Genomic DNA, 14005 nt, shown 5'->3' with positions numbered 1-14005 from the left:
GCACACGGGTTTGGCAGGCCTGCGTAGACTAGAAGTAGTGCTTTCTTCTACTTAAGGTGTATTACCCATGGCCAACCACGGACGACCCGGCGCTATTCGCAAAGCCAAAAAGGGCCCCAGCCAGGGCACCGGCGGCCTCGGGCGCAAAGCCCTTGAAGGCAAGGGACCCACGCCCAAGGCTGAAGACCGGCCCTACCACAAGGCTTACAAGAGCAAGCAGCTGGCCGAGCGCTCCGCCGCCAAGCACGGCGGACAGCGCGCCGGCGGGCGCAATGCCCCTGCCCGCGGCAAGGTGGCCGAAGAAGTGGTCACCGGCCGCAACTCGGTGGTCGAGGCCCTGCGCGCCGGCATCCCGGCGAAGGCCCTGCACGTTGCCGTGCGGATCGACATGGACGACCGCGTCCGTGAATCCCTGAAGATGGCGGCCGAGCGCGGCCTGCCCGTCATGGAAACGCACAAGCCTGAGCTGGACCGGATGACCAACGAGGCTGTCCACCAGGGCCTGGTGCTGCAGATCCCGCCATACGAATACGCAGATCCGATCGACCTGGCCGAAGAGACCATCCAGGCCTGGAAGAAGGGCCACATCGCCAACGCGCCGCTCTTCGTCGCCCTCGACGGAATCACCGACCCGCGTAACCTCGGTGCCATCATCCGCTCGGCGTCGGCCTTCAGCGCGCATGGCGTGATTGTTCCGGAGCGCCGCTCCGTGGGCGTTACCGCCTCGGCCTGGAAGACCAGCGCCGGCGCAGCCGTCCGGGTGCCCGTGGCACGCGCCGGCAACCTGAACAACACGCTGAAGACCTTCAAAAAGATGGGCATCTTTGTCCTGGGCCTGGACGGCGACGGCGATGTTTCGCTTCCGGACCTGGCACTGGCCAAGGAACCGGTCTGCATTGTGGTCGGTTCCGAGGGCAAGGGCCTGTCCCGGCTGGTCGGCGAAAACTGCGACCAGATTGTTTCCATCCCGATCGACTCCGCCATGGAATCCCTGAACGCCTCCATGGCAGTCGGGATCACCCTGTACGAAGTTTCACGTCAGCGCTCCGCCTGAACCTAACGGGGCGCCGGAAGAGGCAGCATGGCACATGTCGTAACCGGAGGTAGGCAGACTCCGTCTGAACGCGTCTCCCGGGCTTTTCCGCTGGGAGTCCACGACAGCGTGGCGGGCGTCCCGGATGTTCCGGGCGCCGTCAACGTGTCCGTCTACGCGCCCGGGCTCCGCGCCGTGGACGTCTGGTTTGAAGCGCAGCCGGGGCAGTGGACCTCCACCCTGCTCGAGCGGCGCTCGGCCGGAGTGCACCACGGCCGGGTAGAGGGCCTGCGCCCCGGAATCCGCTATGGGTTCTGGGGCCATGGAAACCCGCTGCCTGCCGAACCGGGATCCTTCCAGCTCCTCCTTGACCCCTACGGGCGGGGCATCGACACAGTCGAGCGGGCGGGGGAGAAACCACTGTACTTCTCCATCGCCACCTCACCGGACTTTGACTGGGACGGCGACGAGCCGCCGCACACCCGGTGGCGGGATTCCGTCATTTATGAGGCCCACGTCCGCGGCCTGACCAAGCTGAACCCGGCGCTGCCGCCGGACCTGCGCGGCACCTACGCCGGCATGGGCCACCCCGAAACGATCCGGTACCTGCAGGAACTGGGCATCACCGCGCTGGAACTGCTGCCGGTCCATTTCCACATTGACGAACGCCACCTCCGGGAACTCGGACTGGGCAATTACTGGGGCTACAACACCCTGGGCTATTTTGCCCCGCATCTGGACTACGCCACGCCCACGGCTCAGGCCGCCGGTCCGCAGGCTGTGCAGGACGAGATCAAGACCATGGTGAAGGACCTGCACGCTGCGGGGATCGAGGTAATCCTCGACGTCGTCTACAACCACACTGCCGAAGGCAGCCAGGACGAGCCTGCGCTGTCCTGGCGCGGTCTGGGTGAGCAGACCTATTACCGGCACGACGCAGAAGGCCGGTACATCGACACCACCGGCTGCGGCAACAGCCTGGACTTCAGTGAACCGCGCGTCATCCAGCTGGCACTGGACTCGCTGCGCTACTGGGTCCGCGAATACCACGTGGACGGATTCCGCTTCGATTTGGCCCCCACCCTGGCGAGGGACGCGCAGAACCGCTACGACCGCAGGCATCCGCTGCTGGTGGCACTGGCCACGGATCCGCTGATGCACGGGATCAAACTGATAGCCGAGCCATGGGACCTAGGCCCGGACGGCTGGCAGACCGGGAACTTTCCGCCCGGCTGGGCTGACTGGAACGACCACTTCCGTGACACAGCCCGCGACTTCTGGCTGGTGGACCAGGCTGCCCTCGCCGCGGGGGAGCCGGCCGGTTCACTGGCCCGGCTCGGCACTGCCCTCGCCGGATCGGCGGAGCTGTTCGCCCGCTCGGACCGCACCCCGCTGTCCTCGGTGAACCTCGTGACCGCCCATGACGGATTCACCCTGGCGGATCTCACCGCCTATAACCACAAGCACAACCATGCGAACGGGGAAGAGAACCGCGACGGCTCAAGCCACAACCGCAGCTGGAACCACGGCGTCGAAGGTGAAACAGTGGATCCGCAGGTGCGTGCGCACCGGCAGCAGACCGCCCGGAACCTGATGGCCACGCTGCTGCTCTCCGTCGGCGTTCCGATGATCACTGCCGGCGACGAAACCGGACGCACCCAGCGCGGAAACAACAACGCCTACTGCCAGGACAATGAGATTGCGTGGCTCTCCTGGGAAAACGACGGCGACGCGAAGCGGATGTTCGACGCCACTGCAGCACTGCTGCGCCTGCGCCGGGAATTCCTGGCACGCCAGCCGTACGCATTCCCGGCTGATCCGCGGGACGCTTTCCTGCTCTGGTTCGACGCCTCCGGTGAGCCGATGACTGACGCCGCCTGGCATGATCCGGGCTGCCGTGTCCTCCAGCTGCTGATCGGCTCGGGGCAGGGAGAGCGCGCCGGACTGGTGGTTATCAACGGCGGACCGGAAGCCGAGGAAGTTGTGCTTCCGGCACGCCGGACCCTGGACGAGGCCGGAGTGACCGCCAATGAGGGCCACCTGTATGAGCTGCTCTTCGCCACCGCCGACCCCGAGGGCCGCCGCAATGGTGCGCGGCTTGCCTGCGGGGAAAAGGACCGGGTGGCCGGGAACTCGTTGAGCGTCTACCGCCTCTGAGTCCCTCTGCCGCGCCGGGATCCCGGTGCACCGGATTCCCGGCGCACCGGGCTGCAGCGTTTAGGCGTTGGCCACCAGGCCCAGCTCGGCCTTGGACGCCAGGCCCGGATGATCCGGGAGCACACGCACCGTGTAGCCAAAGGGGCCGGCCAGCTCAATCTGCATGTCCCCGGAGTAGAGGTAGCGGCCGGACCCAAGGTCCTCCGCCACACTGAGTTCCAGGAGCTGGTGGTCGCTGAGGTTGTCCGCCTCAGACACCTGGCCGTAAGCGGCCTCCACCACAACATCCTCCGGCTTGAGCGAGCCCAGGCTGACGTATGCCTGGACAGTGAGGTGGTCGCCGATCTGCGGTGCGTCGGAGATACCAATGGAATCAACATGTTCAACTGACACGCCGCCCCAGGCATCACGGACCCGCAGGGTCCACGCAGCCAGCTCCCGGGCCGCCTGGTACTGGTTTGCCGCAGCAGCCCGGCCGGACTGGCAGGCCGGACGGTAGAGGTTGTTCACATAATCGCGGAGCATCCGGTTCGCGGAAACCTTCGGTCCCAGCTCAGCCAGCGTGTGCTTGACCATTTCCAGCCACTCGTGGGGCAGGGCGCCCTCCGGAGCCTCCGACGGCCCGGCAGAGCCGGCATCCGCCGAGGGCTCCTGGCCGTAGAACATCGGTGCAACGGTGTTCTCCAGCAGGTCGTACAGCGCAGCTGCTTCAATGTCGTCGCGCTGGTCGGCGGTGTACAGCTCCCGTGTGTGGATGCCTTCCCGCGGGTTCGCCGAGGGGATCGCCCAGCCGTTCTCGCCGTCGTACATCTCATCCCACCAGCCGTCCATCACTGACAGGTTGAGCCCGCCGTTGATGGCGGACTTCATGCCTGACGTGCCGGACGCCTCCAGCGGACGGATCGGGTTGTTCAGCCAGACGTCGCAGCCGGGGAACAGGGTCCGTGCCATGGCGATGTCATAGTTCGGCAGGAACACGATCCGGTGCCGTACCTCGGGGTCATCGGTGAACTGCACCAGATCCTGGATCATCCGTTTGCCCTGCTCATCAGCCGGATGGGACTTGCCGGCCACCACCAGCTGCACGGGGTGGTCCGGATGCAGCAGCAGTGCCTTCAGCCGCGCCGGATCCCGCAGCATCAGGGTCAGGCGCTTGTAGGTGGGCACCCGGCGGGCGAAGCCGATGGTCAGGATGTCCGGGTCCAGCACGTCGTCCGTCCAGCCGAGCGACGCGTCCGGCGTGCCGCGCTTCCGCCAGGCCGCCCGGACCCGGCGCCGGACGTCATCGATCAGGTTGCTGCGCAGCCGTCGCCGCAGGTCCCACAAACGCTCATCGCTGACTTCGTAGGCGCGGGTCCAGTCGCGGTCATGCACGGTGCCGACGCCGAATTCTTCCTGCGCCAGGCGGGTCAGCTCCGGATCCACCCAGGTGGGCACGTGCACGCCGTTGGTCACGGAGGTGATCGGGATTTCCGAGACGTCGAATCCGGGCCAGAGCCCGGAGAACATGGCCCGGGAAACCTGCCCGTGCAGCTTGGCCACACCGTTGGCCCGCTGCGCCAGGCGCAGTCCCATCACGGCCATGTTAAAGACGTTCGGATCCCCGCCCTCGTAGTCTTCCGCACCCAGGGCCAGCACCTTGTTCGTGGGCACGGACTGGGCCAGGCCGGCGTTGAGGAAATGCCGCACTTCGCCCACATCGAAGCGGTCGATGCCGGCCGGAACCGGCGTGTGCGTGGTGAAAATGGTGGAGGCCCGGGCGGCGGTCAGCGCTTCTTCCCAGTGCATTCCGGTGTCCATAAGCTCCCGGATGCGTTCCACGCCCAGGAAACCGGCATGGCCTTCGTTCGTGTGGAAGACTTCCGGGGCCGGTGCGCCGGTGAGCCGTTCGAAGACCCGCAGCGCCTTCACTCCGCCCATGCCCAGCAGCAGTTCCTGCTGCAGCCGGTGGTCTCCGCCGCCGCCGTAAAGCCGGTCCGTGATGCCGCGGGCGGCGTCGTCGTTCCCGCGCACGTCCGCATCCAGCAGCAGCAGCGGGACGCGCCCGACGTCGGCACGCCAGATCTGCGCCATCAGGTGCCGTCCGTTGGGCAGCGGCAGGCTGATCCGGGCGGGGGTGCCGTCCTCTTCGCGCAGGAGGGTCAGCGGCAGGCCATTGGGATCAAGGACTGGATAGGTTTCCTGCTGCCAGCCGTCGCGGGAAAGGGACTGCTTGAAGTAGCCCGCCTGGTACAGCAGGCCGACGCCGATCAGCGGAACGCCGAGATCCGACGCAGACTTCAGGTGGTCGCCGGCCAGGATACCCAGGCCGCCGGAGTACTGCGGCAGCACGGCGGAGATGCCGTACTCGGGAGAGAAGTAGGCGATTGAACGCGGGGCGTCCTCGCCGAGGGACTGGTACCAGCGGTCCTCGGTGAGGTAGCGCTCAAGGTTCTCATCGAGGGACCGGATGCGCTCGACCAGCCCGGAGTCCCCGGTGATCCGCTCCAGGGTCTGGCGGCTGACCATTCCAAGGGCCCTGACGGGGTCGTGTCCGCTCTCTGCCCAGATCTGCGGATCCAGGTCATTGAACAGTTCCCTGGTGGGCTGATGCCAGCTCCAGCGCAGGTTGCCTGCCAGTCTCGCGAGCGGCGCGATGCTGTCGGGGAGGACGGTTCGGACGGTAAACCTTCGGATTGCCTTCACCCCCGTTAGGCTAGCGCAGTTCCCTCCGGCAGTGTCCTATGTCACCTAAAAGCAACGTGGATTTAACCGCATTTCCCCCTACCCCGCCCGGACCTGCGGGGATTCTAGGCATGGTGCCCCTGACCTGTAGCGATGCGGCAAAAAGTACGTGCCCTTAGCAATCTGCCCTGATTGTCGCTAACGTCTAGTCTGTGACCACATCCAGCGCGTTGCCATCTAATGTCCAGCCCGCCACGGAACTCCGGTTTGGCCGGATTCCAATCCTTAACGTGTCTCCGGTGATCCAGTGCGGCCGGTTTGCCGCCAAAGCGGTCCCGGGAGAAGACCTCGTTATCGGGGCCACGGTCTTCCGCGAGGGCCATGATCTCGTGGGGGTCACAGCCGTGCTCTATGACCCGCAGGGACGGGAAGTTTCCCGCCGGCGGATGCACCCGGTGGGGCAGGGGCTGGACCGCTGGGAAGGCCATCTCCGCCCTGAAACCACTGGTGACTACACCTTCACGGTGGAGGGCTGGGCAGACCTGTATGGCACCTGGCACCACAACGCCGAGGTGAAGATCGCTGCGGGCATCGACGTCGAGCTGATGCTGGCTGAAGGCGCGGCACTGTTCACGGCGGCCGCGGAAGGCCGGGATGAGGCAGACGCCGAAGTGCTGCGCGAAACGGTCAGGGTGCTGGAGGACACGGCCCTGGACCCCGGCATGCGGCTCGCCGCGGCCGGCCGGCCCGAACTCACCCAGGTGCTGGAACGCGAACCGATCCGCGACCTGGTCACCTCCTCGCAGCGGTTCCCCATCAACGTGGAGCGGGACCGGGCCGGACGCGGCGCCTGGTACGAATTCTTCCCCCGCTCCGAAGGTGCGTCCTTCGACCCGGCCACCGCGTCCTGGACCTCCGGCAACTTCCGCACCGCGGCCCGCAGCCTGGACCGGGTGGCCCGGATGAACTTTGACGTCATTTACCTCCCGCCGATCCATCCCATTGGCACCAACTTCCGCAAGGGACCGAACAACACCCTGGTCGCCGGCCCGCAGGATCCCGGATCGCCTTGGGCAATCGGCGCCCCCGAGGGCGGACATGACGCGATCCATCCTGACCTGGGCACCTTCGAGGACTTTGACTTCTTTGTCGAGGCCGCTGCCGGACTGGGGCTGGAGGTTGCCATCGACCTTGCACTCCAGGCTTCGCCGGACCATCCCTGGGTCACCGAACACCCGGAATGGTTCACCACCCGGGTGGACGGCAGCATTGCCTACGCGGAGAACCCGCCGAAGAAGTACCAGGACATCTATCCGCTGAACTTTGACAACGACTACGAGGGCCTGTCCCAGGAGATCCTGCGGATCGTGCTCATGTGGATCAGCCACGGCGTCAAGATCTTCCGCGTGGACAACCCGCACACCAAGCCGCTGCGGTTCTGGGAATGGCTGATCGGCACTGTCAACAGGCAGCACCCGGACGTGGTGTTCCTGGCCGAGGCCTTTACCCGCCCGCCCATGATGCATGCCCTGGGCATGGCCGGATTCCAGCAGTCCTACACATACTTCACCTGGCGGAACACCCGCCGGGAGATTGAGGAGTACTTCACCGAGGTCTCACATGAGACCGCGGCATTCTTCCGGCCCAACTTCTTTGTGAACACCCCGGACATCCTCACCGAATTCCTCCAGTACGGCGGCCCGCCCGCGTTCAAGATCCGCGCAGTGCTGGCCTCAACCGCCAGCCCGCTGTGGGGCATGTATGCCGGATTTGAACTCTACGAACACGTAGCCCGGCCCGGTGCCGAGGAGTACATCGACAACGAGAAGTTCGAGTACAAGCAGCGTGACTTCGCGGCTGCCGAAGCCGAGAACCGGAGCCTGGCACCGTACATCACGCGGCTGAACCAGATCCGGCGTGACCACCCGGCCCTGGGCGACCTGCAGAACCTCACCGTGCACTCGAGCACCGACGAGGCCACCGTGGTCTATTCCAAGTACAAGCACGTCGATTTTTCCGATCCAAGCAGTAAGGACACGCTCATCATCGTGGTGAATACTGACCCGCACAGTGCACGCGAATGCACCGTAACCCTGGACCTGGATGCCCTGCATCTGGATCCGCAGGACTTCAATGAGGACGGCACCTTCTGGGTTGACGACCTGATCAGCGGTGCCAGCTACCGCTGGGGCCAGTACAACTACGTGCGCTTGGACGCGCACTACGAACCGGCACACGTGCTCGCTGTGCGGAGGGGATCGGCATGGTAAATCCTTTCCAGCTGCACGCACCCGGGCTGACCAACGACCCGAACTGGTACCGCAAAGCCGTCTTCTACGAAGTGCTGGTCCGCGGATTCCGCGACTCCAACGGAGACGGCAACGGCGACTTCACCGGCCTGATCTCCCAGCTGGACTACCTGCAGTGGCTGGGGGTGGACTGCCTCTGGCTGCCGCCGTTCTTCAAGTCGCCGCTGCGCGACGGCGGATACGACATCTCCGACTACTACGATGTGCTGAGCGAGTTCGGAACCATCAGCGACTTCAAGCGGCTGGTCGCCGAGGCCCACGCCCGCGGCCTCCGGGTGATCATCGACCTGCCATTGAACCACACCTCGGACAAGCACCCCTGGTTCGAAGAGTCCCGCAACGACCCGGACGGCCCCTACGGCGACTTCTATGTCTGGTCCGACACCGACCAGAAGTACGAAGATGCCCGGATCATCTTCGTGGACACGGAGGAGTCCAACTGGGCCTTCGACCCGGTGCGCCGGCAGTTCTACTGGCACCGGTTCTTCAGCCACCAGCCGGACCTGAACTTTGAGAACCCCAAAGTTGTCGAAGCAGTGTTCGACGTCGTCCGGTTCTGGCTGGACCAGGGCATTGACGGATTCCGGGCCGACGCCATCCCGTACCTCTTCGAAGAAGACGGGACTAACTGCGAGAACCTCCCCGCCACTCACCGGTTCCTGAAGGACCTGCGGACCATGGTGGATGAAAACTACCCCGGCCGGGTGATCGTGGCGGAAGCGAACCAGATGCCCCACGAAGTAGTGGAATACTTCGGCGACGAAACCGGGCCCGAATGCCACATGTGCTTCCACTTCCCGATCATGCCGCGGCTCTTCTACGCCCTGCGTGACCAGAAGGCCGCACCGATCATCCAGACCATGGAGGAAACCCCGGACATTCCGCAGGGCGGACAGTGGGGGACGTTCCTGCGGAACCACGATGAGCTGACGCTGGAAATGGTCACCAACGAGGAACGCCAGGCCATGCTCGGCTGGTATGCCCCAGATTCGCGGATGCGCGCCAACATTGGCATCCGACGCCGGCTGGCACCGCTGCTGGACAACTCCCGCGCCGAGATTGAGCTCATCCATGCGATGCTGCTCTCCCTGCCCGGCAGTCCATTCCTGTACTACGGGGATGAGATCGGTATGGGGGACAACATCTGGCTGGAAGACCGCGATTCCTCCCGTACTCCCATGCAGTGGAACCCGGACCGCAATGCCGGGTTCTCCACCGCGGACCCGGGCAAGGTGTATCTGCCCGTGGTGCAGTCGCTGGTGTACCACTACAACCACGTGAATGTAGAAGCCCAGCTGGCCAGCTCCAGCTCGCTGCTGCACTGGCTGCGGCAGATGATCATGGTCCGGCGCACCCATCCGGCCTTCGGTCTGGGTTCCTACCGCAACGTCCCCACGGACAGCGAGGCAGTCCTGGCGTTCCTCCGCGAACTGCCGGAGGACAACCCGGAAGGCGAAGTCGGGGAGACGATGTTCTGCATCTTCAACCTCTCCCAGCACCCGGTCTCAGCGACCGTCAAGCTGCCGGAGTTCGCAGAGCGCGGCCTGCGCGATGCCTTCGGGGGAACGCCGTTCCCGACTTTCGGGCAGGACGGATCGCTGACCCTGACCCTGGGCAGCCACGACTTCTACTGGCTGCGGCTGCGCTCGCCGAGATCCAACACCAGCTCGCCCCAAACCGAAGCAATCCCGCTGATACTCGCACCGGAGGCCACGTCGAAATGACAGACACCATCCCGACCCTGCCCGAACTCCTCACTGCCTGGCTGCCCCGGCAGCGATGGTTTCCGGCCAAGGGGAAGGATGTGGTCCTGCGCCGCGTCGGGGGAATCGAGCTGGCAGACCCGCTGGGGGACGTTGAGATGCACGTGCACTTCGTCTCGGTTGAATCCGGGCGGCGCGTGGACGTCATCAGCGTTCCGGTCAGCACCCGCGCCGACCCGGTGGAAGAGCTGGGCTCCTCACTCCTGGGCATCGTGGAACACCCGGACAAGGGCAGGCAGTGGCTGTACGACGCGACGGCCGACCCGGTTTTTGTCACGGCCTGGCTTGAATCCATGCGCTCCCAGTCCAGCTCGCTGGACGGCCGCACCCATGGGTATGCGCTGGACGGGTTCGGCGATTGGGACGCGTTTACCGAGACGCTGGCCATCCGGGTACTCAGGGGCGAACAGTCCAACACCTCCGTCATCGCCCTGACTGAAAAGGCGCCGGTGATCGTGAAGTTCTACCGTGTGCTGGCCGCCGGAGAGAGCCCCGACGTGTTGGTCAGCGCCAAGCTCACGGAGGGCGGGTCCCAGGATGTGCCGGCGACGCTGGGCTGGGTGACCGGCAGCTGGGAGGACGTTTACGACGACGCCGCTTCAGACAGCTGGGTAACCGGTGACGTGAGCGTGCTGCGCGAGTTCATTCCGGACAGCGAGGACGCGTGGCGCACTGCCTCGTCCGCCGCAGTCGCCGGCCGTGACTTCTCTGCTGAAGCGGAGGAACTCGGAGCGGTGACGGGGCGGATCCATTCCCAGCTGGAAGCGGCTTTTGGCGCACACCAGCCCACGCCGGCCGAGCGGCAGGAGTTCCTGGCCTCCCTGGTGCGCCGGCTGAAATGGGAATGGGATGAAGCCCGCAGCTATGTGGGCCCCTATGACGAAACCTTCGAACGGCTCCTGGAAACCGTCGAGCACCTGCCGTCCCTGCCCAGCCTGCAGCGGATCCACGCCGACTACCACCTCGGCCAGGTGCTCCATTCGAATGCCCGGGGCTGGACGGTGCTGGACTTTGAAGGTGAGCCGCTCCGGCCCGCAGCCGAACGGAGTGTTCCCGACGTCGCCCTCCGCGACGTCGTCGGGATGCTCCGTTCCATCGACTACGCGGCTGCGGTAGCCGTCATCGGTTCTTCCGGGACGGGACCGGAGGACCTGGATGAGAATGCCGCACGCAGGGTCCAGGCCGCCGTCTGGGCGCAGGCCGCTGCTGACGCGTTCCTGCGCGGCTATGAGAAGGAAACCGGCACCCAGATCAACCGGGCGGACCCGCTGTACATCGCGCTGTGGCTGGACAAGGCCCTGTACGAGGTTGTTTACGAGATCCGCAACCGCCCGGCATGGATTGAAGTGCCCGCAACGGCAGCCCGGCAGGTTCTCGAAGAACTCCGGCTGCAGCAAAACCCGCCGAACGGACAGGAAACGAGCCCCGTGAACACAACCCCAGATTCTGATCCCGTGCAGTCCGGCAGCTCCGCCTCCGGCAAGCCGGCAGAGAGCGCCGCCGTGCCGGCGTCGGGCACAGCCACAGCTGCTCCGGCGGCTGACGCGCCGGCCGCTGCTTCCGCTGCCGGAACGGGCACTCCGCTGCCCGTGGCGCAGGACGTTCTGGACGCTGTGTCCTACGGCAGTTACTACCAGCCGCACGCCGTGCTCGGCGCGCACCTGGATGACCACGGAACCGTCACCATCCGCACGCTCCGTCCCCTGGCCCGTGAAGTCACCGCCATCACTCCCGAGGGCCGGGTAGCGCTCCACCATGAGCACAACGGAATCTGGGTGGGCACCCTGCCCGCCCAGATTCCCGGTCAGGTGCCCGACTACCGGCTGGAAGTCACGTACGACGGCGTTGCCCCGGCAACCGTGGATGATCCCTACCGTTTCCTCCCCAGCCTGGGCGAAATGGACCTGCACCTGATTGGTGAAGGCCGGCACGAAAAGCTCTGGACCGTGCTCGGGGCCAACCCGCACCACTACAACTCCGTGCTGGGTGAGGTGGACGGCGTCAGCTTCGCGGTGTGGGCACCGAACGCCCAGGCCGTGCGGGTAGAGGGCGACTTCAATGCCTGGGACGGACGCATCCATGCGATGCGCTCGCTGGGCAGTACGGGCGTGTGGGAAATTTTCATCCCCGATGTTGAGCCCGGATCCCGGTACAAGTTCGAAATCCTCGGCCAGGACGGGGTCTGGCGGGAGAAGGCCGACCCGCTGGCCAAGGGGACCGAAGCGCCGCCGCTCACGGGCTCACGCGTCGTCGAATCCACCTACCGGTTCGAGGACCAGGACTGGATGGCAGCGCGCGCTGAGCGCGACCCGCACAACTCACCGATGAGCGTTTACGAGGTCCACCTCGGTTCCTGGCGCCTCGGCCTGGATTACCGTGAACTGGCCAAGCAGCTCGCTGAGTACGTCACCTGGCAGGGCTTTACCCATGTGGAGTTCATGCCGGTGGCCGAGCACCCGTTCGGCGGTTCCTGGGGTTACCAGATCACCAGCTACTTCGCCCCGACGGCACGGTTTGGGCATCCGGATGACTTCCGGTACCTGGTGGATACCCTGCACCAGGCCGGCATCGGCGTCATCCTCGACTGGGTTCCCGGACACTTCCCCAAGGATTCATGGGCCCTGGCCAACTTCGACGGGCAGCCGCTCTACGAACACGGCGATCCCATGCGCGGCGAACAGCCCGACTGGGGAACGCTGATCTTCGACTACGGCCGGCGCGAGGTCCGCAACTTCCTGGTGGCGAACGCCATCTACTGGCTGGAGGAGTTCCACATTGACGGCCTGCGGGTCGACGCCGTTGCCTCCATGCTCTATCTGGACTACTCCCGCCCGGCGGACCAGTGGCGGCCGAACCAGTTCGGCGGCCGGGAGAACCTGGAAGCGATCTCCTTCCTGCAGGAAGTCAACGCCACCGCGTACCGGAGGGTACCCGGCATCGTCATGATCGCCGAGGAGTCCACGGCGTTCCCCGGAGTTACCGCCCCGACCAACACGGGCGGCCTGGGCTTCGGACTGAAATGGAACATGGGGTGGATGAACGACACCCTCGAGTACATGTCCGAGGACCCGATCAACCGGATGTACCACCACTCCAAGCTCACGTTCTCCTTGGTGTACGCGTTCACCGAGAACTTCCTGCTGCCCATCTCCCATGACGAAGTGGTGCACGGCAAGGGATCGCTGCTGCGCAAGATGCCGGGGGACCGGTGGCAGCAGCTGGCCAATGTCCGCGCCTACCTGGCCTTCCAGTGGGCGCATCCGGGGAAGCAGCTGATCTTTATGGGCACCGAGTTTGGGCAGGAAGCCGAATGGTCCGAGCAGTACGGGCTGGACTGGTACCTCGCCGAAACACCCCAGCACCGAGGTGTGCAGCTGCTGGTCCGGGAACTCAATGACATCTACCGGGAAACCCCGGCGCTCTACGCCCGGGACAACGATCCCTCCGGTTTCCAGTGGATCAATGAGAACGACGGCGCGCACAACGTGCTCTCCTTTGTCCGCTGGGACAGCCAGGGCAATCCGCTGGTCTGCATTGCCAACTTCTCCGGTGCGCCGCACGAAGGCATCCGCGTTGGACTGCCGTGGGCAGGGGAGTGGGTGGAACGGCTGAACACTGACGCCACTGAGTACGGCGGCTCCGGTGTGGGAAACATGGGGGTCGTGACGGCGGAGGAGGGCGGCTTTGAAGGCCAGCCGGCCTCGGCGGCGCTGCGCCTGCCTCCGCTGGGCCTGCTGTACCTCACACCCCGGAAGTAGCTCCGGATGGCCGGTTTTGGGGAGGTGGTCGATGCCTCCCCAAAACCGTGCTAGAGTTTATATCCGCGCAGAACGGGGAACCGGGAAGCGCCAGGGATCGCAAGATCCGCAGCGAGTATCGCGAAAACAGCCGGTTTGACACGGACTGCCAAGAGGTACTAAGCTAGAAAAGTTGCTCCGGAGCGACGGAGAGCACAAGATTCCACGGAATTGAAGCTCTCCCGGTGCCGGATGTGCCTGTTGTTTGAGAACTCAATAGTGTGCCAAGTTTATTGATACCGATTATTTATTGATTGGTTGAATTGGCTGTCCTGCCCACCC

The 14005-nt window shown here is 65.2% G+C and carries 6 protein-coding genes; 5 read left to right on the top strand and 1 reads right to left on the bottom strand.

Annotation, left to right across the window (positions count from 1 at the left end; translation table 11 throughout):
* The first annotated feature begins 67 nt into the window (after positions 1 to 67).
* Positions 68 to 1054, top strand: a complete 987-nt coding sequence (gene rlmB / locus ACWGQ2_RS08130; protein ID WP_452016103.1) for a 23S rRNA (guanosine(2251)-2'-O)-methyltransferase RlmB — start codon at positions 68 to 70, stop codon at positions 1052 to 1054.
* Between the two features lie 27 nt (positions 1055 to 1081).
* Positions 1082 to 3190, top strand: coding sequence for a glycogen debranching protein GlgX (gene glgX / locus ACWGQ2_RS08125; RefSeq protein ID WP_452016101.1), 2109 nt, complete (start codon positions 1082 to 1084; stop codon positions 3188 to 3190).
* Between the two features lie 60 nt (positions 3191 to 3250).
* Here the strand turns inward: glgX and glgP are convergent, their stop codons facing one another.
* A complete protein-coding gene (gene glgP / locus ACWGQ2_RS08120; RefSeq protein ID WP_452016099.1) occupies positions 3251 to 5875 on the bottom strand; it encodes an alpha-glucan family phosphorylase in 2625 nt (874 codons plus the stop codon).
* A 191-nt stretch (positions 5876 to 6066) separates the two neighbouring features.
* On the opposite strand from glgP, the gene ACWGQ2_RS08115 reads away from it, so the two are divergent.
* From ACWGQ2_RS08115 to glgB, 3 genes are read left to right on the top strand one after another with little or no spacing between them, the layout of a single operon-like run.
* The gene (locus ACWGQ2_RS08115; RefSeq protein ID WP_452016097.1) at positions 6067 to 8124 is read left to right on the top strand and encodes an alpha-1,4-glucan--maltose-1-phosphate maltosyltransferase; all 2058 of its coding nucleotides are present in this window, start codon (positions 6067 to 6069) and stop codon (positions 8122 to 8124) included.
* Entirely contained in the window at positions 8118 to 9887 is a 1770-nt protein-coding gene (gene treS / locus ACWGQ2_RS08110; RefSeq protein ID WP_452016095.1) for a maltose alpha-D-glucosyltransferase, read from the top strand. The genes ACWGQ2_RS08115 and treS overlap by 7 nt, the downstream gene beginning before the upstream one ends.
* Positions 9884 to 13684 (top strand): 1,4-alpha-glucan branching protein GlgB, encoded by a 3801-nt coding sequence (gene glgB, locus ACWGQ2_RS08105; protein WP_452016093.1) that lies wholly within the window; start codon positions 9884 to 9886, stop codon positions 13682 to 13684. Before treS ends, glgB begins: the two co-directional genes overlap by 4 nt.
* Positions 13685 to 14005: the final 321 nt, after the last annotated feature.

The sequence above is a fragment of the Arthrobacter sp. NPDC055585 genome (genome assembly GCF_053619115.1).
Note: the sequence above shows the minus strand (reverse complement) of the source record. Positions and strands in the feature narration are given on the sequence as shown.

Excerpts from the sequence above, each read along its gene's own strand:
- rlmB (WP_452016103.1), top strand. The coding sequence starts at position 68 with ATGGCCAACCACGGACGACCCGGCGCTATTCGCAAAGCCAAAAAGGGC.
- glgX (WP_452016101.1), top strand. The coding sequence starts at position 1,082 with ATGGCACATGTCGTAACCGGAGGTAGGCAGACTCCGTCTGAACGCGTC.
- treS (WP_452016095.1), top strand. The coding sequence starts at position 8,118 with ATGGTAAATCCTTTCCAGCTGCACGCACCCGGGCTGACCAACGACCCG.
- glgB (WP_452016093.1), top strand. The coding sequence starts at position 9,884 with ATGACAGACACCATCCCGACCCTGCCCGAACTCCTCACTGCCTGGCTG.